Consider the following 25,429-nt stretch of genomic DNA (forward strand, 5'->3'; position numbering starts at 1 on the left):
ACTGTAGGGCGAGTAGAAGGGTCTGCCCACCCCTTGTTCGGGGCATGCCATGGATCGTGCTGCTCGGCGCAGATCTCGCGCGGCATGTCGGGAATCCCTGCACCGCAATTCAAGTGTGCGGAAGGCTTCAGCGGGTGATCTTCCGGCGTGTCACACTCCTCCGCGAGCCCGGCCGGGGCTGGTGAGGGAAGGATCGCGTCGCGATGTCAGAGCCGCCTGCGGCCAGCTCGGAAGAGTCGTCGTTCGTCCGAGCGCGGGGACGGCGGTCCGCATCGCGCCGAGTGACCTACGTCCCGCCCGCGGCGCGCCGAGGTCGGGCGCTCCGGAGCGGACGGTGGACCACGGTCGCTGTCGCGATCGCGGCCCTCGTGGTCTCGATGTCCCTCGTTCGGCCGGCATTCGCGGACGTCTCCGATCTCAAGCGCGCCACCGCATCTCGGGCAGTGGTGTCGAGCAGTGGTGCCGAGGTACGGCAGGGGCTTCGCGAGGCGCCGTCGAGAACCTCGGCGAAGGTTCAACGTCACCTCCGACCGAAGCGGCATGACGAGCGGATGCATCAGAAGCACGTGGTCCCGCCCGGGCGTGGATTCTGGTGGGTCTTCTGGGAGTCGTGGTTCGTGCCTCGTCCGGCTGCGCCGCGTCCGACGGCGGGGGCCGGAACCGCGCTGCCGTCGCCAGTCCCTTCCTCGTCGGCCGCGGAGTCGGGCACCTCTCCGGAGCCGACTGCTTCGTCGACGCCGGACGGGATGGAGATCGCTCCGAGCGCGGCCCCTTCCCGTGATCCGCAGGCCCCGGCCGACGCGCCTTCAGCGACCGCGTCGTCGCAACCCGTTGTCGTCCCCTCGGAGGCCGCAGCGTCCACGCCTGCTCCGCTTCCGGCCGAGCCGCTGCCCTCGTCGACCACTTCACCGGCACCGGCTGCTCAGCCCCTGCCGACGCCGTCCCCGGAGCCGACCACCGCTCCCTCGCCGCCGTTCGTCACTCCTGCACCGGTGACGACCACTCCCGCTCCTCCGCTGATCGTTCCGCAACCGGGAGGAGTGCCGGCCGTTCCTGACGGGCCGGGCGGCAGTGGTTGGCGACTTGCTTGGAACGACGAGTTCGACGGCACGACGCTTGACGCAGCGCGCTGGAAGGTGCTCGACCGGTCGACGTTCGGCGACGGGAACCAGCAGCTCGAGTGCCAGATGAAGAGCAACGTGAGCGTCGCCGATGGCCGTCTGACGCTCGTCGCGCAGCAGGAGGTCCGCCCCGTCCAATGCGGTTCGCGGGACGCGCGGTTCCCAGGAGGCCGGTCCTACACCGGCGCGACGATCGAGACGTCCGGCAGGTCGGCGTTCCAGTACGGCTACGTCGAGATGCGAGCGAAGCTCCCGGTCGAGCCGGGTACCTCCAAGGGGCTCTGGCCGGCGTTCTGGCTTCGCCCGACCGACGGTGGATTCGGTGAGATCGACGTGCTCGAAGCCATCGGGACGTCCTCCAGCGCTGCGAAGGACGCAGCACACCTCACCATCCACCACGACTACTCCGGTGGCATCGGCAAGCAGACGAGCACGATCTCCTATCCCTCCGGATCGCTCTCCAGCGAGTACCACCGGTACGGCGTCGATTGGGAGCCCGGTTCGCTGACCTGGTACATAGACGGACGCGCGGTGTGGACCCGCTCGACGACGACGACGCCCTGGCTCGACTCCACCTTCGCGCGGCCGTTCTTCCTCCGCTTGAATCTGGCGGTCGGAGGAACATGGCCGGGATCGCCCGACGCGGCAACCGTGTTCCCGAAGCGGTACGACGTCGATTGGGTGCGCGTCTACCAGCGCTGAGCAGGACCGACCTGAACGGGGGGATGCGAGGGCGGCCGCGTCCGGAGACAATCGACGCACCCGTTTGCTCTGCGACGTCATCCGACCCGGGCGTGACTCGCAGCCCTCACCTGCCTGCCCGGGCACGAGGAGTCGCTGTGCCCGCCAAGACCGACGAGTGGTCGCTCGACGTCGGACAGGTGGTTCGGCGCATCGGCCGCCGTTGGAAGCTCATCGTCGTCGTCTGCCTCGCAACGGCGGCGCTCGCGTCAGCGGCGGGCGTCGTCGCCCCTCGACACTACGAAGCGACTGCGTCCGTAGCCGTGCTGCCGGTGCGGCTTCCCGGGTCGAATGCTACGCCGACGATCAACATCGACACCGAGCGCGCTGTCATGCTGTCCCGAGAGGTGGCCGCGATCGCAGCCGGCCTCCTGCGTGATGGGACTACGGCCGACATGCTCGATCAGTCGGTGTCGGTCGCTGCGCCGCAAGGATCCGAGGTGCTTCAGGTCACGGTCCTGGCTGGCGACCCTGACGAGGCCGCGAAGCAGGCGAATGCGCTCGCGTCGGCGTACCAGCAGTTCCGTGCCCAGGGCGCGCTCCAGACCGCCGGTCCGAGCATCGCGGCGCTCGACGAGCAGATCGCGGCCGCGCCGAGGGACAGCCGGTCGCGCGTGGACCTGCTGTCGCAGCGGACCGCGCTCCAGCACGTCGGAGACGCGACCTCACGTGTCATCGGGAAGGCCGTCGCACCGACCTCTCCCTCCTCCTTCGGGATCGCAGTGTTCGTCATGGGCGGCCTCGGAGGAGGCCTGCTTCTCGGCGCGGTCGTGGCTCTGCTCTGGGATGTCACCGACCCGCGGGTCCGGTTCTCCGAGCGGCTGCTCGAGGTCACGAGGGCACGCGTCGTCAGGTTGCAACCGGCAGACGAGCTGGAGACCACGCGATGGATGCTGCGGGCCGCCAGCGCCGCGCATTCGGGCAGGCCGGCCGTCGCCGTCCTGTTCGGAAAACCGGATCAGGTCGGTCGGATCATCGAGGCGGCTCGTGGTGCGGCTCCGCGGCTCGGTCGCTCCGTCGAGCAGGTCCAGGTGGAGCAGCTGCCTGACGGTGTTCTCGACCGAGGGTGGCGGTACCAACGAGAGGACGACGTCGACCTCGTCTGCATCGACGCCAGCGGCGTCCGATCCGAGGCGCAGCGCGCCGTGCTCATCTCGGAAGCCGATGTCGTGTCCGTCGTGGCGGATCGACGAACGCGGACCAGCGAAGTGCGAGACGTCCTCGCGCTGAGCGATCTCGACGACGGGCACGTCCTCGTGCCGATCTTCATCGAACGAAGCGCGTCGCGAGCAGCGGAGGCGACTGCAGGCGCGGCAGCCGACCAGTTGCAGTGGAACGACGAGAGCGCCGCGAAGGAGTTCGCTGCGCGCCGGGTCTGATCGCCGAGGACCGCGGCTGTCGTCGAGCGATGCTCGCGTACCGACGACGGAATCGTCGCCCGGTCGGTCTTGCAGTCGACCAGCGCCCCGGGGTGCAGGTCGTTCTGCGAAGCAGGCGGATCCGGGATCGGAAGCGGTGTCGATGAGCCTCGCTTACGCCGGCTGTCCCTAGGTGGAAGCCGTGGAGCTGATTCGCGGCCCTCGTCGGGCCTGCAGGCCGGACTGTCACCGCGCCTCGATGTGCGAACCGTAGCCCGGACGTCGCGCGGGAGGATGGGCGGGTGCCCGTGCATCCGCTCATCGCCGCCCGCTTCCCGCTGATCGCCGACGTCGCGCCCGGCACGCCGACCGAGCTGCTGCCCGAGGAGGCGCTGCGGTTCGGCGAGCCCTACGGGGAGCACGCCCCGCCGGCGGTGGCGGTGGAGGAGCGGACGATCGACGGCCCGCATGGACCGATCCGTGTCCGCGTCTACCGGGCCGCCGACCTCGAGCGCGGCGCCCGGTCGCTGCTCTGGGCGCACGGCGGCGGCTTCGTCTCGGGCGACCTCGACATGCCGGAGGCCCACGTCGTGTCGCTGGAGCTCGCGTCGCGCCTCCGGGGCGTCGTCGTGAGCGTCGAGTACCGGCTCGCGGGGGAGACGGTGCACCACCCGATCCCCGTCGACGACGTCGAGGCCGCCTGGCGCTGGCTCCTTCGGTCCGCTGCCGAGCTCGGCATCGACCCGGCGCGGGCCTCGCTCGGCGGCGCGAGCGCGGGGGCGTTCCTCGCGAGCGCGGCGGCCCTGCGCACGACCGGCTCGGCGGAGGCGCCGGCGTCCGTCCTGCTCGCCTACCCGGCGCTGCACTTCCCGAACCCCGCGGTGGAGGACGCCCTCGCGGCGGAGCTGCGCGAGCTGCCGCCCTCGCTGCGCTTCTTCCCGCAGGTCGTGCTCGCGATCTTCCAGACCTACCTCGGGCGCATCACGGACATCCCGGCGGCCGAGACGCCGGGCCTCGCCGACCTGACCGGGTTCCCGCCGACGCGCATCGTGGTGTCCGAGTACGACGACCTGCGCGGCTCGGGCGAGCTCTTCGCCCTGCAGCTCGCCTCCCGCGGCGTGCCGGCGGCGCTCACGGTGGCGGAGGGCATGCTCCACGGCCACCTGAACATCGCCCCCGTCGCCGAGCTGCCCGAGGTCGCCCGCTCCCTCGACTTCCTCGCCGCCGAGTAGCCGCGAACCCGCGCCCACCCCGTTGGTCGAGGTGCGAGCGCAGCGAGCCTCGAGACCACCCCGATCCGCGCGTTCGACGGTTCCGCTCCCGCTGGTCGAGGTGCGAGCGCAGCGAGCCTCGAGACCACCCCGCCCGGACCCTCGTACTGGGGATGCCCGGGCGAACGCGCCTTCGAAAGGCTGGAGCCCGACCTTGGGGGAGGTTCGGATGGTCCTGACGATCGTGCTCGCGGTGCTCGCCGCCTGGGTGCTGGTGTCCGTCCTGCTCGCGCTGGTGATCGGCCGCGCGGTCAAGCTCGCCGACACGGACCGCCGCCGTCGCATGGCCTACCGCGCCACGTCCGCGCCCGCGCGCACCGCCGCCCGCATCGCCTCCTGATCGACGGGCTCAGCCCTCGCCCTCGAGCGCGGCCGTGAGGTCGGCCCGGCGGTGCACGCCGAGCTTCGCGAAGGCGCGCGCGAGGTGCGTCTGCGCCGTGCGCACGGAGATGCCCAGCCGCTCGGCCACGCCGCGGTCGGGCAGGCCGCTCGCCGCGAGCGCGACGACCTCCCGCTCCCGCGCCGTGAGCGGCGTCCCCGTCGGGAACCGCGCCGCGTCGAGGCGCACTCCCGACAGCTCCGCGGTCCACTGCCGGAGCCGCTCGGCGGAGGGCGTCAGCGGCAGCCGCTCCTCCTCGAGCCGGGCGATGGCCGCGCTCGCGGTCTCCACGGCGAGCCAGCGCAGGCCCGCCGCCCAGTAGCGCCGCCCGACCGCGTCGAGGACGGGGCCCTCGTCGGCCAGCACTGCCGATGCGTGCGCGCGCTGCGCGGCCCGCGCCGCTCCCGGGAGCGGCTCCGCCCCGAGCAGGGCCTCGGCGCCGGCCCGGTCGTGGTAGCGGACCGCGTCGGCCAGCGCGTCCCACTCCTCGACGAGGGCGCCGTGGGCGCGGGCGCGCTCCGCCACCTCCCGCGCGATGGCGGCACTGCCCGCCCGGTCCCCGGAGGCGGCGAGCAGCTCGGCCTCCGCGAGCCGGACCCGTCCCTGCTGAGACGTGCTCGCCGTCAGTCCGGCGGCTCGCGCGACGGTCTCGGACGCCTCGTCGAGGTCGCCGCTCCGCACGAGCGCGATCCCGAGGTCGGCAGTGATCACCGGGAGGAAGCTGTCCCGCCAGATGCCGGGCAGGCCCTCCGCCTCGCGGAGCAGCTGCACGGCGTGGTCGAGGTCGCCCTGCTGCGTGCGCAGCACCCCGAGCAGGTGCGCGTAGGGCGTGCGGAGCGCGTCCGTGCCGTCCGCCAGCGATCGCTCGTACCCGCGGACGGCGGGAGCGTCGGCCGTCGCGAGGTCGAGCTCGACGACGGCGGGCACCCTGGCCGCCACCCACTCGAGCATGACCGGGCCCTCGGGGATCTGCCCGACGGTGCGGAGAGACGCCGCGTGCATCGTGCGCGCGACCTCCAGCGCGCCGGCCGCGTCGCCGAGCTCGGTCCGGACGAGCACCTCCTGCATCGCGGCGAACACCGCGGAGAAGCCGACCGGCCCGCGACGCAGCGGCTCGAGCAGTGGCAGCGCCTCCCGGTACCGCATCGCGAACCAGAGGAGTCCCCCGCGGACGGCGAGGAGCTCGGGCCGCTCGCCGTGGGTTCGCAGGTGCGCGTCGAGCACCTCGAGCGCCTGGTCGGCGCGGCGGGCGCCGAAGCCGCTGACGTAGGCGAGCACGCGCTGCACGTCGTCCGCGCTGCGGTGCTCGGCGGGGGTGCCCCCGGAGCCGAGCAGCTGCTCGGCCTCGTCGAGCCGGTTCGTCCGCTTGAGCTGCTCGGCGAGGGCGACCTCCGCGGGGAGCCCGCCGCCGGCTGCGATCGCGTGGCGCAGGAACCGCTCGGCGAGGTCCGGTGCGGCGAGGGAGGTGAGGGCGCCGAGCTCCAGCGCCTCGGCAGCCTCGACCGGTGCGCCGACCTCGAGCCGCCAGGCGCCGTGCGCGATCCGCTCCCGGTCGGCGAGATCGCGGCCGAGCGACTCGACGGCGTCGAGGAGTCGGCGGACGGCGGCGCGGCGCTGCCTCGTGGCCACGCCCTCGAGCACCGCTTCGACCTGTGCGGCGGTGCGCAGGCGGGTGGTGCCGGCGCGGTCGTCGTGCACGGTCCAGCCCGCCCGCTCCGCCGCGTCCGCCACCTCGTCGGCGCAGAGCGCGTCGGCGAGGTCGTCGGCGAGCTCGTCCGCCAGCGCCACGGCGCACAGCCAGTCCTGCGTCGGGCGGTCCGCCGCCTCGAAGGCCGCTGCCGCCCGGCGCCGCTCGCCGAGCGGTGCCGGCAGCTCGCCGCGGAGCCGCCAGAGGCCGTCGGCGTGCTCCACCGCGCCGGTCCGCCGTGCCGCGCGGAGCACCTCCTGCGCCGCCGAGGGCGAACCGCCGGAGGCGGCGGCGAGGCTTCCCGCGAGCGCGGCGTCGACGGGACCGCCGAGGATCCCCGCCGCGAGCGCACCGATCGCGGCGGCGTCGAGGGGGTCGAGCCGGACCGGGACGGCGACTCCGTCGTCGACGAGCGCACGCACGGCGTCCGGGACGCGTCGGCCGCTCGTCGTCGCGAGGACGAGCGGGACCCCGCCGCGGGCGAGCTCCAGCAGGAAGGCGGCCGAGCCCGGGTCGAGCAGGGAGGCCTCGTCCACCAGGATCGCCCGCGGCTGGAGCGCGAGCACGGCGGCGCGGACGAGCGCGGCGCGGCCGAGCGCGTCCTCGGCGCCGACGCGGAGCAGGGTCGGCCGGTCGAGCAGGCCGAGCAGCACGCCGAACGGCACGCTGGACGCGGATGCCGTCGTGCGGAGCCGGATCGGCTCGATCCCGTGATGTTCGAGCCGCAGGCCGACCTCGTGGAGGAGCCGGCTGCGGCCGGTGCCGGGCGGGCCGGTCAGCACGCTGCTGCCGGCGCCGAGGGCGCGCGTGACGACGGCGTCGAGGAGGGCGGTCCGCCCGATGAAGGCGGGGTCGCCGGGGGTGCCGGGGTTCATCGGTCTGCTGTCGGTCGGGGGGAGCGGCGCTGCTCGGGCGCCGGGGGAGGGGTGGCGCGATCCGGACGGAGGGGGAGCGGATCTCGGGGATGATGCGCAGACCGGACTGCGCAGATGATGAGCGCGGAGCGGCGGGCGTTTCGCGATCGGGCCCTCAGGTGCGTATCATGGCTCTCCGACGAGGTCGCGGAGCTGCGTCCTCCGGTGCACGCCGAGCTTGGCGAACGCGCGTCCCAGATGCGTCTGCGCGGTGCGGAGCGTGATGCCGAGCTCGGCCGCGATCGCGCGGTCCGAGATGCCGGTCGCCGCGAGCCGCGCGACCTCCCGTTCGCGACGGGTCAGTGCGACGCCGCCGCGCCGATCGGTCACGCCGGGGATGCGGAGGCCGGTGGAGCGGGCGAGCCAGGCCACGAGCCGTGGTGCCGCGTCCGGCGCGCCCAGCTCGGCGGCCCGCGCCGCGGCCTCGATCGCGTGCAGCCGGAGCCCGACCGCCCAGAGCCCGGTCGCCGCCTCGTCGACCGCGAGCGGATCCTCGCTCGCCAGCGCCTGGGCGTAGGCGCGCTGCGCCGCGCGCCCCGGGCCGGGCGGCGCCCCGCCGAGCGCGAGGAGCCGGGCCGGTGCCTGCGGGTCCCCGTACCGGACGCCGGCGTAGGCCGCGTCGAAGGCGTCGAGGACCAGGCCTTCGCGGACACCGCGGTCCACGACAGCGGCGGCGGTGGCGGCCGCCGCGGTCGCGTCGCCGCGCGCGGCGGCGAGCTGCGCGGCGGCGAGCTCCACGCGGGCGCGCTGGATCGGCGGGCAGACGATGCGGCGGAGCCGCTCGAGCGTCGCGCCGGCTTCGTCGAGGTCGCCGGCGAGGGCCTGCGCGATCGTGAGCTCCGACAGGATGCGGGGCTGCCAGCCCTCGCGCCAGGAGCCGGACCCCGCGTCCGCCTCGCGGAGCAGCTTGACGGCCGAGCCCGGGTCGGCCCGGTGCACGCGGATCGTGCCCAGGGTGTAGGCGAGCGGCGGACGGCGCGCGGCGCGGAGCGCGGGCGGCACCGACGCGTACTCGACGGCGAGGGCCGTGTCCGCGCGAGGCAGGTCGAGCCCGACGGCGACGGCGATCTCCGACGACAGCCAGCTGCCGAGGGCCGCACCGCTCAGCACGTCGTCGCGGCGCCGCTCGGCGAGCGCGTAGCTCGTCGCGGCGGCCAGCGCCGCATCGAGCCGCCCGAGCTCCCGCAGGCCCATCGTCCGCTGCAGCAGGGCGAAGGGACCGGCGAACCCGGCCTCCGGGCCGGACGCGAGCACGACCTCGGCGACCTCGATCGCCTCGCGGGGACGCGCCTCCATGATGAGCAGCGCGGCGCGGACGGCGAGCAGGTCGCGGTAGGAGCCGGCGGCGAGCGCCTCGTCGAGCACGCGGAGCGCGTCGCCGGATCGCCGTTCGACCACGCCGGTGGTGAGCGACTGCACGCGGAGCAGCGCGACGCGCTCGGCGTGCGTGGCGGCGTCGGGCAGGGCGGAGCGGATCAGCCGGGCCGCCTCGCCGGGGCGCCGCGTGACGCGGAGGTGCTCGGCGAGCGCGGCGCCGGCGGGCGCACCGCCCGCGACCGCGGCGCGCAGCAGCTCCTCCCGGGCGTCGTGGTCCTGGTCGGGGAGGAGGGCCAGCGCGAACGCCTCGGCGGCGTCGACCGGGTCGCCGAGCTCGATCCGCCAGCGCAGCAGCGCGGTCCGCTCGTCCTCCTGCAGCGGCCGTGCCGCCTGGTCCGCGACGTCGGCGAGTCGTCGCAGCACGCTGTCGCGGGCCCGGGGCGTCAGCGTGCCGAGCACCGCGGTGCGCGTCGGGACGGACCGGATCCGCCGGACGAGCCGCTCGGGGTCGTGCGCGGTCCAGCGCGCCTCGGCGGCGGCCGCGATGGTGCGGGGCGCGGCGATGCGCGGTGCGAGGTCGTCGGCGATCGCGCCGGCGACCGCGACCGCCGCGATCCAGCCGCGCTGCTCGGGCGGCAGGGCGCCGAACGCGGCGAGGACCGCCGACCGCACCGAGCGCGCGGCGGGCAGCGGGGCGACCAGCCGCCACAGGCCGTCGGCGTGCACGATCGCGCCGGAGGCGGTGCCGTCCTCCACGATCTCGTGCAGCGTGCCGGGCCGTCCTTCCGACGCCGTGGTCAGCGCGTCGGTCAGCACGGCGTCGACCGGGTCCTCGAGGATCGCCGCGGCCAGCTCCGCGACCTCCTCCGGGGCGAGCGGCGCGAGGGGGGCGGACACGGCCCGGTCCTCGTCGATGATGCGGCGGAGGGCGTCCGTCATGCCGCCCGGGCCCGTCGCGTTCGCGACGACCGCGGTGCCCGCGAGGGCGAGGGCGATCACGCGCTCGCCGGTCTCGGGGTCGAGCCGGTGCGCGTCCTCGATGAGCAGGGCCCGGAGGGGCCGGCCGTCGCCGCGCGCGCCGAGGGCGCGGCTCGCGTCGTCCGACGCGCCCGTCGCGGTGATGAGGACGACCTCGCCGGGAGCGGCGAGCAGCGCCCGTCGCACCTCCCGCAGCATGCGCGAGCCGCCGGAGCCGGGCGGACCCGTCAGGACGGACCCGGTGCCGCGGCGCGCGAGCCGCACGACCTGCTCCAGCGCGGCCGCGCGGCCGACCAGGGGAGCGGTGTCTTCGGGCATCGGTGTCCAGGCTGCGGAGCGGGGTGGGGCGGGGATCGGCCGAATGGTGACAGGTCCATCAGACAGCGCGCGGCCGGGTGCCCCGGTTCCCCTGGGCAACCCCGGGTAACGGTTTCGGCACGGGCGCGCGCCGGATGAGGGAGGGACGGAGGAGTCCCTGATTAGAGGCGGGACCAGGCCGCGTAGTCGCACCTCGAGGTCTGCAGCACCTTCCGGAGCGCGTGCACCTCGGCGGGCGTGTACTGCGCGGGAGTCGCTCCGCTCAGCACGGGATGCATGATCGTGCGCGCGCCGCCGCGGTGCGCGAGGTTCAGCGCGTGGCCGACCTCGTGGAGGATCAGTGCCTGCCACGACGCGCCCCCGCCCGTCGCCGGACCGCGGAAGCGCGAGGAGAGCAGCACCCGCCCGTAGGTGATGGCCTCCGTCGTGCGGCCGCCGCTGACGGCCCAGGAACCGGCTGGGCCGCCGACGCCGATCTCCCCGCCCGGGCCGCCGAAGGTCTGGCCCGCCGCTCGCCGTCGCGACGTGAAGGCGATGTAGACGGTGGGCGTCGCGGCGTGGGTCGTGCTCGTGAACGTGTGTCGCGTGTGCCCGGCGTAGCGGAAGCGCACGCCCGTCTGTCGTTGCAGCACGCTCATCGCGTGCCGGACGGTCGGCTCGAGGCCCGCGGGCATGTCGGTCGGGTTGATGCGGTACTCGATCGGCTTGCAGGCGAGCCACCGCATGGGCCGCCCGGGATCCGTCCGCGACGCGAGCTCGAACCGCGCGTCCGCGGTGGTCGCGCTCGCGGTCCGCGCCGCCGCGGCGGGCGTCGCACGGCCGGGCGGCGACGCCGCGGGCGCGACGGCGACGGCGGCGAGCAGTACGGCCGCCGCCCCCGCGAGCCGCGCGCGGCCGAGGATCATCCGCACAGGGTGCCCGCGCCGGGCCCGAGGCGACAGATCCCTGATCGGGGGAGGCTTCCGTGGGCCGCTGCCGCTGCACCGGACCTGAACGGGTGCTGCCCGTGGTCGGTGCGGTGCGCGACCATGGTGCGATGAGCGACGGCGAGGACGAGGGTCTGCGCGGCCTGCACCCCGCGGTGCCCGTCGCCGCGGACGACCGCGACCTCGACACCCCGAACTGCCCCGACTGCCTGGTCCGGATGGAGGCGGAGGAGTCCGCCGGCGGGGAGCCCTACTGGGCCTGCACGGAGTGCGGCCTGGTCGCGCTCGCCTGAGCCGCGCGCCGGGCGGTCGTCCTCTTCGCGAGCCGCACGAGCACGACGCCCGCCGCGGCGCCGATGGTGTTCATCGCGACGTCGAGCACCGATGCGTGGCGCGTCGGGATCCAGAGCTGCGCGGTCTCGCAGCACGCGCTTGCCGCGACCGCCACGAGCCAAGCGGGCACGGGGCGGAGCCGCAGGGCGAGCGCTGCGCCGAGCGGCGCGAAGAGCGCGATGTTCGCGAGGTCCTCGAGGGCCCACCACAGCGGGGTGCCGCCCGCGGCGGCGTTCCCGAGGAGGTGGGAGGCGCTCAGCCACGCGATGGGCAGGTCGGTGTGCGCCGGTGCGAGCAGCACCACGAGGACGAGCAGCGCGGCCGCCGCGGCGAGCACGCGGAGCAGGCGGGGTCGGCGCATCCGGGCACCGTAGGCGGCGAGGGCGCCCGGAGCGGTGCGGGCGCGCCGACGCACCGGGGCCAGAGAACTCGCAGCGCAGGTCCAGCGCGCTCCCGATTGAATGGCAGGGAGCAGCAGGAGAACACGCATCACGCGGTCCAGTACCGTGACGCTGCCCGCCTCCGCACCCACGGGGGCCACCCCGATCGATCGAGGACCGACACCATGCCCACGACTCCTCACGGCGCGATCCGATGAGCGCGCGATCCGCCGGCCGCATCGCGGCGATCACGACGGGGAAGGCGCTCGGCGTCCCGGTCCGCGCGGCCGCTCCCGCGCCGTCCGACACCGTGGGGGCGCGCGAGGACGGGCCGCTCATCCCGCAGATCGAGCCGGGCGCCGTGATCGGTGCGGGGGAGCGTGCCGGGCTCGCGAGCCTCGTCTCCTACGTGCCGAGCGAGGCGCTCACCATCTACCTCGCCGGCGTGGCCTGCGTGAACCTCGTCCAGACCGCCGACACGAGCGGTGAGAAGGTCGCGGCGACGTGGGTCCTCTTCGTCATCGCCCTCATCGCGAACGCCGCCTTCGTGTGGCTCGCGTTCCGCGACAAGTTCAAGGACTTCTCGCGTCGTGAGCTGACGGTGCGCCAGACGCGCCCGCTCGCCGCCGCGCTCGTGATCACGACGCTCGCCTTCTTCGTCTTCGCGCTCGCGATCCCGGGCGGGATCTTCATCAGCTCGTCCGAGTGGCTGCCGCTGATCCTGCTGATCGGCACCGCGGTCGTCATCGGCGTCGCCCGGATCTGGGGCCTCGCCCCGCTCCGCGAGGACCCGCCCGTCCAGTAGCCGGTCCGTCGCGCTCCGCCACACCCCGCTCCGCCGATCGCCCCGCTGGTCGAGGTGCGAGCGCAGCGAGCCTCGAGACCATCCGGCGCCCGCGGAACCCCTCGATCCGCCCCGTCCCGCTGGTCGAGGTGCGAGCGCAGCGAGCCTCGAGACCACCCGCGTCAGGCCGCTCTGAGCGCCCGTTCCGGCACGACGAGGTGCATCGGCGTTCCGAGGGCGGTCCGCACCTCGACCTCCCACCCGCCGGGCACCCGGCGCCGGACCACGGCCCGCGCGCCGCGCAGCTGCCAGGGTCGGCGCAGGGCCACCACCGCACCCGGCGCGACCTCCACCGCGCGTGACGGCGGCGGCGCCGCGGCGCTCCGCTCCGTTCGACCCCCGGTTCGTGCCCCCATGCTTCCCAGGGTCCTCCTGTTCGCGCTCGAGCGCGCGTCTTCGCCGTGATCGTGCAGGGCCGCGCCGTATCCGGACGCGGCCGCCTGAGTACGCTGGTCGTCCACGGCGAGCGCGACGGGGCGAGGGACCGATGGCGGGATCGGGGACCCGCGCCGTGGGGACGACCTGACCAGCGCTCACCCAGCGCGATCGATCGGAGCGATGCAGCCGTGAGCGGGAAGCACGACAAGTCGACGGACGACGAGAAGTCCGCCAACCTCCTGCTCACCGGGCCCATCGTCATCCGCGGCCTCGGTCGCGGCGTCAAGGACGCCCTGCGACCGGGGCGTCCCAGCCGCCATCGCGCGTTCGTCGGTGCGGACGGCGTGGAGGCGGTCGACGCGGGCACGCAGCCCGATGCCGTGCCGTCGTCGGACGCTACGCAGAACGGGACCGTCGAGCAGGCCTTCCCCGAGGATGACGCCGTGGCCCAGACTGAGGTCGCCGACGGCCCCGAGGAGGACCGAGTGGACGATCGCCGCGAGGACGACGAGCCGCCCGCCGACGCCCCGTCCCAGGACGGGGAGGCCTCGGCCCTCGCGGACGTCGACGCCTCGGTCGAGAGCCCTCGCGAGGACGACGTCGCGCTCACCGAGGACCGGCTCGAGCTGGTCGGCGAACCGGATGAGCCGGCGGCGCCGGATGGCTCCACCCCGGGCCAGGACGAGTCGCTGAGGGACGAGTCCGAGTCGGTGGCCGCTCCGGAGGGTGAGCCCCACGGCTCCGTGCTCGATGTCGAACACGCCTCCGCTGAGCCGGTCGCGAAGGACGCGGCGCCGGAGTCGTTCGACGACGTCCGCGAGGGGGAGGCCGACGCCGACGAAGTCACGCCGATCGAGTCGACCTCGCCGGAGGGCGAGCCGCTCCTCGCCGCCGACGGCGACTCGGAGCCCGCCGACGACGCCGTGGTCGACGCAGGAGGGGTCCAGGACGAGAGCGCGGTCGGGAACGACCAGGACCTCGCCGAAGGAAGCGACGAGGACGAGCCGGAGATGCAGCAGGTCGAGGTCCTCGATCTCGGCAGCTCCGACGACGACTTCGCGATCACGTCGGTGGAGGCAGCGGTCTCTCCGGTCGGCTTCGAGCCGGACCTGCCCGCGGCCGACGAGCCGGACCTGGCGTCCGCGATCGAGCCGCCGCTGGGCTCCGTCGCGCCCGTCGACCAGGACGTCTCCGACGGTTCCGCGGACGAGCCCGAGATCGATGCGGATGGCGAACCCGCGGGGGAGTCCGAGCCCGACGAACCGGTCGTCGCGGAGCCGGACGACCGGCTGCCGGGGGCGGGGCAGGGCACCGCCGAGGAGCCCGAGGAGGGATCCGCTTCAGGCGCCGAGACGCTCGACGAGCCCTCGGTCGCGGAGACGACGGACGCTCCGGCGGACTTCGAGGCATCGCGCGACGAGGAGCCGGCCTTGGACGAGCCGGAGTCCGGCGACCAGGAGCCGGACGACCAGTCCGTAGCGGACGCGGCGGAGGGGGCTCCTGCGGAGCAGGTGGCGTCCGACGCCGTCACGGACGACGCGGACCAGGACCTGTCGACGGCGACCGGGTCCGCCGCCTCGCGCGACGGGGTCGACGAGATCGACGACTGGGCGGTGGTCGAGGACGCGGCGTCCTCCCACCCGGTCGCGGAGGACACGGCCGGCGACGACGAGGACGGCGAGGCCGTCACCGCTTCGGATGCTCAGGACGCCGGCACCGCCGAGACGGCGGGGGGCGACGAGTTCGACGCGGTCGACGGATCGTTCTCCGAGCCCGAGCCCGAGCCCGAGCCCGAGCCCGAGCCCGAGCCCGAGCCCGAGCCCGAGCCCGAGCCCGAGCCCGATGAGGAGGAGCTCGAGGCGGAGCCGTCGTTCCTCGCGGCGCCGGAACCGCGCGACGACGAGGAGCTCGACGCCCCGCAGCTCGATGCCGTCGAAGGAGCGCCCTCAAAGGGCGGCTCCGTCGTCGAAGACATGGCGTCACCGCACGGGGACGACGCGGAGTCGGACCTCCCTGACGAGGCGTCGTCGATCGCGGACGACGAGGCCCCGGTCGACGAGGCTCCGGCGACCCTCTCCAGCCCGGAGGGGATCGACGGGAGCGGGTCCGAGCGCGCCGAGGATGCGTCGGACGAGGATTGGGACGGCGTGCCCGAGGAGGACGACTCCTCGACTGCCGAGTCCGAGGAGACCGACGAGTTCGCGGACCGCGAGCCCGGTGAGGTGACCGAGCACCGCGTCGTCGAGGACGACACGATCGACGACTCCTCGACGGACGTCGCGATCGAGCCCGTCGACTCGTTCGAGTCCGAGGTCGATGAGGTGGCAGGCCACGACCAGTCCGCCACGGAGTCGCCGGATGACGGCACTCGGACCGACGACGCTGGGGAAGATCCGAGCGGGTCGGCGCTGCCGAGCCCGTCCGAGGACGACCTCGACGCGGCGGCGGACTCCGCCTCGGCCGAGGTGCCGAGGGGAGAGCCCGTCGACGACGGTGCCGACGTCCCGGCCGATGCGACGTCCGCCGACCCGACCAAGGACCCAACTGCCGTCGAGCCGCCCTCGTTGCACGATGGCGACATCGGCGAGGAGCCGTCCGCGGAGCCGGACCAGCACGACGAGGACGGCAGGACCGCCGAGCCCGCGCGACGTGACGGCGCGGAGGGCGACTGGGAGTGGACCACCGCGGAGGAGCTGTTCAACCTCCCTGCTGTCCCGACGCGGACCGCGGCCGACGAGGCGCCCGTGGTCTCTGGAGGCGACTCCGACTCCGGCGAATCCGTCGAGTCCGAGCCTGTTCGCTCCGAGCCCGCGCGGTACGAGGCCGCGGAGTCCGGATCCGCCGAGACGGCCCCTGCTCCCTCCGACGGCGATGCACCCGGGGGAGATGCCGGCGACGAGACGCCCACCCGCTCCGAGGAAGGCGACGCGCCGGAGCGCTCGCAGGAGCCGGTGGTCGCGGCTCCTGCGGCCGCGGCGCTCGCCGCACCTGCGATCGCGACGGCCGCAGTCGACCGACCGCCTCGCGCCTCGTCCTCCCGCCCGAGCGGGTCGTCCCGCACCCCGCGTCGGCGCCCGCTCCGCGAGCGGATCGGTCGTGAGGCCGTCGGCATCGCGGTGCTCGTCGTCCTCGCGCTCATCTGCGGCGGTCTGATCACCGCGGTGGTCCTGAAGACGCAGCGCGATGCCGCCATCGCGGCGAAGGAGGCGGCGGACTACACGCCGCCGCCGCTCGCCACCCCGTCACCCGCCGCCACCGGCCCGCGCGTCGCGGTGATCGGCGACGACACCGTCGCGACCGCGGCCTCCGGCGTCGGCGCGTCCGACCGCTGGGGCGCGCTGCTCGAGTCCGACCTCAAGGGGACCGTCGACACGGATGCCGCTCGCGGCATGGGCTACGCGGCGAAGAGCGGCGCCGGCGAGACCTTCGTGCAGGCCGCCGGGAAGGTGCCGTCGAACGCCGAGGCGGTCGTCTTCTTCGGGGGAGCGGCCGACGCGAACATCTCCGGCCTCAGCCTGGCGAAGGCCGCGACCGACGCGCTCGCCGCCGCGAACAAGCAGGCGCCCGACGCGAAGATCATCGTCGTCGGCCCGGTCGTGCGCGACGGCGCCTCGGAGGCCGACGTCGAGGGGATCCGGAACGTCCTCGCGACCTCGGCCCGCATCGCGAAGGCGACCTGGATCGATCCGATCGACGACGGCTGGCTGCCGAGCGCGAAGCAGAGCGGCTCCGCCACCTCGCTCAGCGCCGCGGACGAGAAGACGATCGCCTCGAAGATGCGCGCCGCGATCGAGAAGGCCCTCCGCTGACCCGAGGCGCGGACTTGTCACGAACTGCCCCCTTCGAGGACTGCAACCGGGCAGTTCGTGACCAGTCCTGGGTGGGAGGTGCGCAGTGACCGGTCCCATCGTCGTGATCGGCGCCGGGCTCGCCGGCGCCGCGGCCGCCTGGCGTCTCGCCGCGCAGGGGCGCGAGGTCGTCCTCGTCGAGGCCGTCGCCCCCGCGCACGTCGGCGGCAGCTCGCACGGCAGCGCGCGGATCTTCCGGCACGCCTACCCGGACCCGTTCTGGGTCGACCTGACCGTCCGTGCGCTCGACGGCTGGCATGAGCTGGAGGCGGCGATCGGCCGCTCCGTGCTCACCACGACGGGCGGACTCGACTTCGGGCCCCGCCACGACCTGCCGGCGGTCGCAGCGGCGATGGCCGCGTGCGGGGTGGGGAGCGAGCTCCTGCCTCCCCAGGCGGCCCGCGAGCGGTGGCCGCACCTCGCGGTCGACGGCCCCGTGCTGCACCACACGGAGGCCGGCGTGATCGACGCTGCTGTCGCGGTGGAGGCGATGGTCGCCGAGGCGCAGCGGCACGGCGCGCGACTGCTCCTCGATCGCGTCGTCGCCGTCGAGGTGGCGTTCGATGGCGCGACCGTCACGCTCGAGCAGGCCGGCCCGCTCAGTGCGAGTACCGCGGTCGTCGCGGCCGGCGCCTGGCTGCCCGAGATCGCACCACGCCTTCCGGCGGCTATCGCCGATCGGCTGCCGCCGCTGGTGGTGACCCAGCAGCAGGTCTTCCACTTCCCGTTCCCGGAGCCGCCCGCGCGCCCCGAGGACTGGCCGGTCTTCATTCATCAGGGCGAGCACATGGTCTACTCGCTGCCCGGCGGTCGTGACGCCGGCGGCGCCGGGTTCAAGATCGCGGAGCACGACGCCGGCATCCTGACGACGGCCTCCACGCGCGACGGCGTCGTCGATCCCGCCTCCCGGGCCCGCGTCGTCGACCTCGTCCGCCGCCTCCTGCCGGCGGTGGATCCGAGCCCGTACGCCGAGACGACCTGCCTCTACACGTCGACGCCGACCGAGGACTTCGTGATCGACCGCGTCGGCCCGGTCGTGATCGCCTCGCCGTGCTCCGGCCACGGCGCGAAGTTCGCGCCGCTGATCGGCGACCTCATCGCCGCGGCGGTCGCCGGCGACGAACCGATCCCGCGCTTCCGTCTCCGCTGACGACAGCGCTGACGACAGCGCGGATTTGTCGCCAGACGCCCTTCTGGCAGCTCGGAAAGGGCAGTTGGTGACAAGTCCGCGCCTGCCGGGGTGACGGCGTCTGCGGAGGGGCGGTGAGCGCGGCGGCTCAGTCCGGCAGCGCGGCGAGCGCGGCCACCACCCCGCCCGCGAAGGTGTCGCCGAGGCCGATCGTCGTGGGCGTCGAGGTGGGCACCGCGTAGGCGGCGACGCAGGTGACGTCCTCACCGCCCCGCGCCTCGATCTCGGCGGCGAAGCGAGCGCCCTCCTCCTGCAGGGGCCAATCGGCCGCCTCTGCGAGGTGCGCCGCGGTGACGGCGTCGCCGTGGGCGTACCGCACCGCCGCGAGCGCGGTTCCGCCGAAGACCATCGCCCGTCGCCGCGCGGCCGGACCGCCGACGGCGAGCGCCCAGTGCCGCGTGTGCACGACGAGCGTCGGCGCCCCCACGTCCGCGTGCAGCCGTCGCGCGGAGTCGAGCACGTCACGGGCGTCGAGCAGGTCCACCGCTCGGGCGAGGTGCGCCTGCAGCTCCTCCTCGTTGCAGCACCACACGTCGACGTGCGCCCCGAGCGCTGCGCGCACGCGGTCGGAGAACGCGAGGACGTGGAAGGCGCCGTGCTCGTAGACGGCGACGGCGCCGGGGCGCCGGCGGGCGATGTGGCGCCGGACGTCCGCGAGGCGCCGGTCGAGCAGCTCGGGCTCCTGCATCGAGTTGAAGCCGGAGACGAGGATCACCCGGGCGCGCTCGACGGCGTCGCCGAACGCCTCGGCCACGACCAGCTCGCGGTTCGGGGCGTCGTTGGTGAGGATCACGCGGTTGGGCCGAGGCGCGGTGACCGCGCCGTCCACCGCTTCGACGGTCGCGCCGGCCGGGAACTGCACGATCACGTGCGGGTCGAGGGAGTCGTGCTCGGCGCTCGAGATGAGGCGGAGGTCGTCGGGCAGCAGCCGCCGCGTGTGCTCGTTGTCGCTGACGAGGTGCACGGTCGACGGCCGCCCGAGGGCGCGCATCGCGAGCGCCGCCCGCACGTTCGTGCCGCCGAGCGTGATGGCGCTGTCGAAACGCTCGGCGAACGCGGCGAGCAGCGACGCCGACGCCACGTAGTGCTCGCCGCCGCTGCCGTCGCGCAGGTGCTCGAGCAGCGCCAGCGCGATGGCCGCCTCCGACTCGAGGGCGCCGACGGGCGCGCCGTCCCCGACCCGCGCGCCGGAGCGCTGCAGCAGGTCGGAGACGACGCGGCCGTCCCAGGCGATCTCGTAGTCGACCGTGTTCCCGAGCCCCAGCAGCACCTCGTCGGCGGAGGGCGGTGCGGGGGAGGCGGGACCGGTGGACACGGACATCAGTACAGCGAAGCCTTCCCTGCGGCGTCGAACAGGTCGATCTTCTGCGCGGCGGTGACGTTCATCGCCTTGATCGATCCGGGCTGGATCGAGTTCGGCTCGCGTTCGCCGAGGTCGGCCAGCACCTCCCGCATGCGCACGTGGTACGCGACCTTGATGTCGCTCGAGATGTTGATCTTGTTCACGCCGAGCTTCACGGCCTGGCCGATCTCGTCGTCCGGGTTGTTCGAGCCGCCGTGCAGCACGAGGGGGAGCGGCGCCGCGGCCTTGATCTCCTTCAGCAGGTCGAGCTTCAGCTCGGGCTTCAGGTGCGACGGGTAGATGCCGTGGCGCGTGCCGATGGCGATCGCGAGGCTGTCGACGCCGGTGAGCTCGACGAAGCGGGCGGCCTCCTCCGGCTGCGTGTAGATGATGTCGTCGGTACCGGACTCGGCGTAGCCGTCCGTCTTGCCGATGGTGCCGAGCTCGCCCTCGACGGAGAGCCCGACGGCGTGCGCCGTGTCGACCACCTTCTTGGTGATCTCCGCGTTCTCCTCGAACGGCAGCATCGACTTGTCGATCATCACGCTGGTGAAGCCGCTCTGGATCGCGGTGAGCACCTGCTCGTACGAGGCGCCGTGGTCGAGGTGGATCGCGACCGGCACGCTGGACCGGTAGGAGCGCTGCACGATGGCGGGCAGCAGGTCGACGGTGATGTGGCTCAGCTCGTCCGGGTGGATCGCGACGATGAGCGGCGCGTCCTTCTCCTCGCTGACGGCGATGATGCCGGTGAACATGGCCCAGTCGCTGATGTTGAACGCGGGCACGGCGAAGTCGTGCTCGTTCGCGACGGCCAGCAGGTCTCTGCCGTTGAGCAGCATGGATGTACTCCAGTCGTTGTTGGAAGGGGGTCTCGAGGCGCGGGGGATCGCGTGGGTCAGCTCTTCACGGCGCCGGAGGTGAGCCCTCCGATGAACCAGCGCTGGAAGATGAGGAAGAGGACCAGGACCGGGAGCATCCCGAGGATGCTCATCGCCATCAGCTGCGACCACTCCTGGTTGTTCTGGCCGAGGAGCAGCTGGATGCCGATGGGCAGCGTCCGCATGTCGTTGGTCCGCGTGAGGGTCAGCGCGAACAGGTACTCGTTCCACGCGATCATGAAGGTGTAGACGCCGACGGAGACGACGCCCGGCAGCGCGACCGGCACGAGGATGCGGAACAGCGCGGTGATGGGGCCGGCGCCGTCCACCTTCACGGCCTCGTCGAGCTCGCGCGGCAGCGTGTTGAAGTAGCTCGTCAGCATGATCACCGCGTACGGCACGGTGAAGACCATGTAGGTGAGGATCAGACCGCCGTACGAGTTGTAGAGCTTCAGCGCGACGATCAGGCTGAAGTAGGGGATGAGCAGCGTGATCGGCGGCACGGCCTGCACGCCGATGATCACGATGTTCATGAGCCCCTTGCCGCGGAACTCGTACCGGCTGAAGGCGTAGGCGGCGAGGATCGAGATCAGCAGGGTCGCGAGCGTCACGGCGATCGCGACGACGTAGCTGTTCACGAAGAAGCGCAGCTTCATCGGGTCCGTCAGCACCGCCGTGTAGGCGTCGAGCGAGAAGCCCTTCGTGAACAGCTGCGGCGGGTAGGCGAACACCTCGGTGTTCGTCTTGAACGAGCTGATCAGCATCCAGAAGATCGGGAAGCCGGCGACGAGGGCGGCGACCACCAGGCCGGCGATCACGCCGGTCTTCTGCACGCGGCGTCGGCGGACGAGCGTCGTGGACATCAGGAGGCCTTCCGCTGCTGCCGCACGTAGAAGACCGCGACGACGAGGCTGAACAGGAGCACGAGCACGGCGCTCGCGGAGGCCTGCACCAGGTTGTAGTCGGCGAACGCGAGCTTGTAGGTGAAGGTCGAGAGCATCTCGGTGACGCCGAGCGGGCCGCCGCCGGTGGTCAGCCAGATGAGCGCGAACTGCTGGGTGGTCCAGAGCAGGTCGAGGACCGCCATCGAGACGATGATCGGCATCAGCTGCGGGATCGTGACGTTCCAGAAGCGCTGCCAGGCGTTCGCGCCGTCGACGCGGGCGGCCTCGTGCAGGTCGGCGGGGATGCCCTGCAGCCCGGCGAGCAGGCTGATCATGAAGAACGGGTAGCCGGACCAGATGTTCATGAGGGTCACGGCGAAGAGCGCGGTGGCCGGGTCGCCGAACCACTGGATCGCCTCCTGGATGATCCCGAGGTTCTCGAGGGCGTAGTTCACGACGCCGGTGGGGGCGAGGATCAGCCGCCAGAGCACGGCGATCACCGCCGCGGTGAACAGCCACGGGAGGATCAGGATCGTCCGGAAGATCGCGGTGGTGACGCGGCCGATGAGCGGGCTGTTCAGCAGCAGCGCGAACCCGAGGCCCATCACGAGGTGCACGGCGACGCTCGCGCCGGCGAAGATCGCGGTGTTGAGGGTGGCGGGCCAGAAGCCGGGGTCCGTGAGCACGGCGGCGTAGTTGGCGACGCCCGCGAACCGGCCGCCGCTGCGGGTGACGACCTGGGTGAAGAGGCTGTTCGCGATCACGATGACGACCGGCACGACCATGAGGACGAGCAGCAGGACCGCGGTCGGCAGGATCAGGCCGTAGGGCAGCAGGCTCCGGCGCTGCCGCTTGCGGCCGCTGCGGCCGGCGACGGTGCCGATGGCCGCGACGTGGGCGTTCGCCATGACGGTTCCTTCCGAGGGGGACGGGCGGAGGAGGGGAGGGGCGCGGTCCGTGCGGACCGCGCCCCTGCAGCGCGGGGAGGCGCTAGAACTTGCTCTTCCACTCCGTCTGCGCGTTCTGCAGCGCCTGGTCGACGCTCTGCTGACCCTCGAGCGCCTTCTGGAACTGCTCGTCGAAGGTGCGCATCAGCTGGTCGGCCGTGGGGAGGCCCGTGAACTCGTTGACCGGGGTGCCGGCCTTGTAGATGTCGAAGGCCTTCTGGTACAGCGGGTCGGCGTCGGAGAGGTCCGGCGTGGACTGCGTGTTGCCCGGGAAGGCGTTCGCCTCGGTCGAGAGCTTCGAGTTGACCGTCTTGCTCATCAGGTACTTGACGAACTCGAACGCCTGCTCCTTGTGCTCCGACTGGTCGGAGACGCCGATGCCCCACGAGGCGTAGGGGATGCCGCGCTTGCCGGAGTAGCCGTCCTCGGCCGGGATGGACGCGACGGTGAACTTGAGATCCGGCGAGGCCTTCTTGATCGCGTCGATGTGCGAGAGGGAGTCGATCATCATGCCGACGCGGCCGTTCGTGAACTCGGTGACCTTGTCGGTCTCCTGCAGCGTGAGCGCGCCGGGCGTGACGTCCTTCGCGTCGTAGAGGCTCTTCACGAACTCGGTCGCCGACTTGACCGAGGAGTTGGTGAGGTCCGGCTGGCCGTCCTTCAGCATCGAGCCGCCCGAGGCCCACGCCCACGACATGAGGTCGTTCTGGATGCCGTTCGGGTTCTCGGTGGAGAGCGGGATGACCCAGCCCTTGGTCTGGCCGCCGAGCTTCGAGATCTTGTCGGCGGCGGCCTTGAACTCGGTGCGGGTCGAGGGCACCTCGGAGACGCCGGCCTTCTTCAGCAGGTCCTCGTTGACGAACAGGGGGTAGACGAAGTTGACGACGGGGATCATGTAGGTGCTGCCGTCCTGCTTCACCTGCGCCGCGAGCTGCGAGTCGTCGTAGTCCGACGACTTCATCAGGTCGGTCAGGTTGGCGAGCGCGCCCTGCTTGTGCAGGTCGCTCACCCACGCGCCGTCGAGCCCGACGACGTCCGCCATGGTGCCGGAGGCGGCGGCCGTGAAGGTCTGGTCCTGCGTGCTGGCGTAGGGGCCGCTGATGAGCTTGACCGTGATGTCCTTGTGCGACTTCTCGAAGTCGTCGACGATCCCCTGCAGCGCGCCGTCCGGCAGCTCCGGGGCCCACCACTGCGAGAACTCCAGGGTGACCTTGCCGTCGGCGCCGGCGCCCGAGCCGCCGCTGCAGCCGGTCATGGCGATGGTCGTACCGATCGCGACGGCCGCGACCGCCGCCTTCCAATACCGTCGAGCTCCCTTGCTCATCAGTGCTCCTCGTCATCGAGTGGGGGTTGCAGGTGTCCGCGGTTTCTTGCGGCTTTTTGCGGGATGTGCTGGACAGTAGGGCGGTCCCCGTGCGCTGTCAAGCATGCCGCGCTGCATCTTCTCGGTGGCGCGAGAGCGTCCAAGCCCTGCTGCTGGGTGGTCTGACCAGGAGTTCCATCACGGAGCGCCGTGTTTGCGGGATGTTGCAGGTTCTTGCGGGTGTGCTACACCTGGCTGCATGGTGATGCTGGGGCAGGGCGACGAAGGCGGCCGGCGGCTCCCCGCCGGGCGCAAGGCCGAGCTCGCGAGCTACGTCGCGGAGGTGGGGGAGGCGTCGGTCGCCCGGCTCGCGGAGCGGTTCGAGGTGTCGGTCGACACCATCCGACGCGACCTCGACGCGCTCGACGCCGAGGGCCACCTGATCCGCACGCACGGCGGCGCCGTCAGCGTGACGGCGGCCCCGCGGCCGGAGTTCGGCGTGGACGTTCGCCTCCGCATGCAGTCGGACGCGAAGGACGCGATCGGTGCGCTCGCCGCTCGGCTCGTCGCCGACGGCATGGTGCTGATGATGAACGCGGGCACGACCACGCAGGCGATCGCCCGGCACCTGCGCGACCGGCGCGAGCTGACGATCGCGACGAACAGCCTCACGCTGCCCGCGGTGGTGCCGCCCGAGGTGGTGCGCGACCTCTACGTGTTCGGCGGCGAGGTGCGCTTCACGGCGCAGGAGACCATCGGCCCGGTGGTGTTCCCGATCCGGGAGCCCGGGATGGAGCAGCGCATCCAGGCCGACCTCGCGTTCATCGGCGTCGGCTCCGTGAGCGAGGACGGCGGCTACTGGACGAGCAACCTGGCCGAGGCCGGGATGATGCGCGACATGGCGGACCGGTCTGCGAAGGTCGCGATCGTCGCCGACGCGACGAAGTTCGAGCGGCGCCTGTTCGCGCAGGTCGGCGACCTCGCGGCCGCCGACTACCTGATCACCGACGCGCCGCCGCCGCCGTCGATGGCGCGGGCGCTCGCGGATGCGGGAGTCGTCGTGCTCACGCCCGACGAGCACTGAGCCGGCCGAGCGAGGATCCGTCCGTGCCCGAGTCGCCGATCGTCCTCCCGTCGAACCGCCCGGCCGACCGCTTCTACCGCGGCGGCCGCCGCATCACCGACCTCCGCGGCGGGGCGCCCGCCGGCGAGCACGAGCCGGAGGACTGGATCGCCAGCACCACGCACGTCTTCGGCGCTCCCGGGCTCGGAGAGACCGCGCTGCCGGACGGCCGCCCGCTCCGAGCCGCGGTCGAGGCCGACCCGGTCGGCTGGCTCGGCGAGGCGCACGTCGCCGCGTTCGGCGCGGACGCGAAGCTGCTGACGAAGCTGCTCGACGCCGGGCAGCGGCTTCCCGTGCACGCGCATCCGGACGGCGCCTTCGCCCGCGAGCACCTCGGCCACGCGCACGGCAAGACCGAGGCGTGGGTGATCCTCCGCGGCGGCACCGTCCACCTCGGCCTGCGGCGGGAGGCGGGGGAGGAGGAGCTGCGCGCCCTCGTCGACGGGCAGCGCACGGCCGACCTGCTCGACCTGCTGCACCCGATCGAGGTCGCGCCCGGCGACGGCGTCCTCGTGCCCGCCGGGCAGCTGCACGCCATCGGCGAGGGCGTGCTGCTGCTCGAGGTGCAGGAGCCGGAGGACCTCTCGATCCTGCTCGAGTGGGACGGCTTCGCCATCGACGGAGCCGCGGAGGGCCACCTCGGGCTCGGCTTCGACACCGCGCTGCAGGCCGTGTCGCGGCGGCCGCTCGACGACCCGGAGGTCGCGGCCCTCGTGACCCGCGGCGTCGATGCCGGGTCCGTCCTGCCCGCGGCGGCCGACGCGTTCTTCACGGTCGAGCGCGTCCCGGTCGAGGGCGCCGCCCGACTGCGCGCCGGGTACGCGGTCGTGCTCGTGGAGGACGGCGACCTCGAGGTCGGCGGCGTCGCTGCGCCCCGCGGCACCACGCTCCTGATTCCCGCGGCGGCGGGCGAGGTGCCCGTCACGGGCGCCGGCGTCCTGCTCGTCTGCCGGCCGCCGCGCCCCTGAGG

At 73.5% G+C, this 25,429-nt stretch carries 19 protein-coding genes; 10 read left to right on the forward strand and 9 right to left on the reverse strand.

All coding sequences use genetic code 11. From position 1 onward, the window contains the following. Nucleotides 1–746: 746 nt before the first annotated feature. From D1781_RS17375 to D1781_RS17695, 4 genes are all read left to right on the forward strand, one after another. Nucleotides 747–1,823 (forward strand): glycoside hydrolase family 16 protein, encoded by a 1,077-nt coding sequence (locus tag D1781_RS17375; RefSeq protein WP_147392140.1) that lies wholly within the window; start codon nucleotides 747–749, stop codon nucleotides 1,821–1,823. A gap of 137 nt (nucleotides 1,824–1,960) precedes the next feature. Further along, a complete protein-coding gene (locus D1781_RS17095; RefSeq protein WP_158590157.1) occupies nucleotides 1,961–3,241 on the forward strand; it encodes a Wzz/FepE/Etk N-terminal domain-containing protein in 1,281 nt (426 codons plus the stop codon). 281 nt (nucleotides 3,242–3,522) lie between these two features. After that, the gene (locus D1781_RS17100; RefSeq protein WP_119483707.1) at nucleotides 3,523–4,452 is read left to right on the forward strand and encodes an alpha/beta hydrolase; all 930 of its coding nucleotides are present in this window, start codon (nucleotides 3,523–3,525) and stop codon (nucleotides 4,450–4,452) included. 208 nt (nucleotides 4,453–4,660) lie between these two features. Next, nucleotides 4,661–4,831, forward strand: a complete 171-nt coding sequence (locus D1781_RS17695) for a hypothetical protein (RefSeq protein WP_158590158.1) — start codon at nucleotides 4,661–4,663, stop codon at nucleotides 4,829–4,831. A 9-nt stretch (nucleotides 4,832–4,840) separates the two neighbouring features. Here D1781_RS17695 and D1781_RS17105 read toward each other — a convergent pair whose 3' ends face one another. The 3 genes from D1781_RS17105 to D1781_RS17115 form a co-directional block, all read right to left on the reverse strand. Further along, nucleotides 4,841–7,432: a helix-turn-helix transcriptional regulator gene (locus D1781_RS17105; RefSeq protein ID WP_119483708.1), complete on the reverse strand. Its 2,592-nt coding sequence runs from the start codon at nucleotides 7,430–7,432 to the stop codon at nucleotides 4,841–4,843. A 165-nt stretch (nucleotides 7,433–7,597) separates the two neighbouring features. Next, nucleotides 7,598–10,084: a helix-turn-helix transcriptional regulator gene (locus tag D1781_RS17110; RefSeq protein WP_119483709.1), complete on the reverse strand. Its 2,487-nt coding sequence runs from the start codon at nucleotides 10,082–10,084 to the stop codon at nucleotides 7,598–7,600. A 161-nt stretch (nucleotides 10,085–10,245) separates the two neighbouring features. Then, a complete protein-coding gene (locus D1781_RS17115; RefSeq protein WP_147392141.1) occupies nucleotides 10,246–10,989 on the reverse strand; it encodes a matrixin family metalloprotease in 744 nt (247 codons plus the stop codon). A gap of 131 nt (nucleotides 10,990–11,120) precedes the next feature. On the opposite strand from D1781_RS17115, the gene D1781_RS17120 reads away from it, so the two are divergent. Continuing rightward, nucleotides 11,121–11,303, forward strand: a complete 183-nt coding sequence (locus D1781_RS17120) for a hypothetical protein (protein WP_147392142.1) — start codon at nucleotides 11,121–11,123, stop codon at nucleotides 11,301–11,303. Here the strand turns inward: D1781_RS17120 and D1781_RS17125 are convergent. Further along, nucleotides 11,261–11,704: a VanZ family protein gene (locus D1781_RS17125; RefSeq protein WP_158590159.1), complete on the reverse strand. Its 444-nt coding sequence runs from the start codon at nucleotides 11,702–11,704 to the stop codon at nucleotides 11,261–11,263. The two genes, D1781_RS17120 and D1781_RS17125, sit on opposite strands and share 43 nt — an antisense overlap. A 233-nt stretch (nucleotides 11,705–11,937) precedes the next feature. On the opposite strand from D1781_RS17125, the gene D1781_RS17130 reads away from it, so the two are divergent. From D1781_RS17130 to D1781_RS17140, 3 genes are all read left to right on the forward strand, one after another. After that, nucleotides 11,938–12,528, forward strand: coding sequence for a hypothetical protein (locus D1781_RS17130; protein WP_119483713.1), 591 nt, complete (start codon nucleotides 11,938–11,940; stop codon nucleotides 12,526–12,528). 605 nt (nucleotides 12,529–13,133) lie between these two features. Beyond that, nucleotides 13,134–16,754 (forward strand): hypothetical protein, encoded by a 3,621-nt coding sequence (locus D1781_RS17135; RefSeq protein ID WP_119483714.1) that lies wholly within the window; start codon nucleotides 13,134–13,136, stop codon nucleotides 16,752–16,754. 85 nt (nucleotides 16,755–16,839) lie between these two features. After that, the gene (locus D1781_RS17140; RefSeq protein WP_233551512.1) at nucleotides 16,840–17,943 is read left to right on the forward strand and encodes an FAD-dependent oxidoreductase; all 1,104 of its coding nucleotides are present in this window, start codon (nucleotides 16,840–16,842) and stop codon (nucleotides 17,941–17,943) included. 127 nt (nucleotides 17,944–18,070) lie between these two features. On the opposite strand, the gene D1781_RS17145 is transcribed toward D1781_RS17140, so the two are convergent. The 5 genes from D1781_RS17145 to D1781_RS17165 form a co-directional block, all read right to left on the reverse strand. Beyond that, nucleotides 18,071–19,303 (reverse strand): ADP-dependent glucokinase/phosphofructokinase, encoded by a 1,233-nt coding sequence (locus D1781_RS17145; RefSeq protein WP_119483716.1) that lies wholly within the window; start codon nucleotides 19,301–19,303, stop codon nucleotides 18,071–18,073. Beyond that, nucleotides 19,303–20,163, reverse strand: a complete 861-nt coding sequence (locus D1781_RS17150) for a ketose-bisphosphate aldolase (RefSeq protein ID WP_119483717.1) — start codon at nucleotides 20,161–20,163, stop codon at nucleotides 19,303–19,305. The genes D1781_RS17145 and D1781_RS17150 overlap by 1 nt, the downstream gene beginning before the upstream one ends. 56 nt (nucleotides 20,164–20,219) lie before the next feature. Beyond that, nucleotides 20,220–21,065: a carbohydrate ABC transporter permease gene (locus tag D1781_RS17155; RefSeq protein WP_119483718.1), complete on the reverse strand. Its 846-nt coding sequence runs from the start codon at nucleotides 21,063–21,065 to the stop codon at nucleotides 20,220–20,222. Beyond that, complete coding sequence (locus D1781_RS17160; protein WP_119483719.1) at nucleotides 21,065–21,994, reverse strand: carbohydrate ABC transporter permease; 930 nt, start codon at nucleotides 21,992–21,994, stop codon at nucleotides 21,065–21,067. The genes D1781_RS17155 and D1781_RS17160 overlap by 1 nt, the downstream gene beginning before the upstream one ends. 82 nt (nucleotides 21,995–22,076) lie before the next feature. Next, the gene (locus tag D1781_RS17165; protein ID WP_119483720.1) at nucleotides 22,077–23,357 is read right to left on the reverse strand and encodes an ABC transporter substrate-binding protein; all 1,281 of its coding nucleotides are present in this window, start codon (nucleotides 23,355–23,357) and stop codon (nucleotides 22,077–22,079) included. Nucleotides 23,358–23,595: 238 nt separating this feature from the next. Between D1781_RS17165 and D1781_RS17170 the strand changes: the two genes are divergently transcribed. Beyond that, nucleotides 23,596–24,420, forward strand: a complete 825-nt coding sequence (locus D1781_RS17170; protein WP_119483721.1) for a DeoR/GlpR family DNA-binding transcription regulator — start codon at nucleotides 23,596–23,598, stop codon at nucleotides 24,418–24,420. 23 nt (nucleotides 24,421–24,443) lie between these two features. Continuing rightward, entirely contained in the window at nucleotides 24,444–25,427 is a 984-nt protein-coding gene (locus tag D1781_RS17175) for a class I mannose-6-phosphate isomerase (protein ID WP_119483722.1), read from the forward strand. Nucleotides 25,428–25,429: the final 2 nt, after the last annotated feature.

This window comes from Amnibacterium setariae (assembly GCF_003581425.1).
Classification (GTDB): Bacteria; Actinomycetota; Actinomycetes; order Actinomycetales; family Microbacteriaceae; genus Amnibacterium; species Amnibacterium setariae.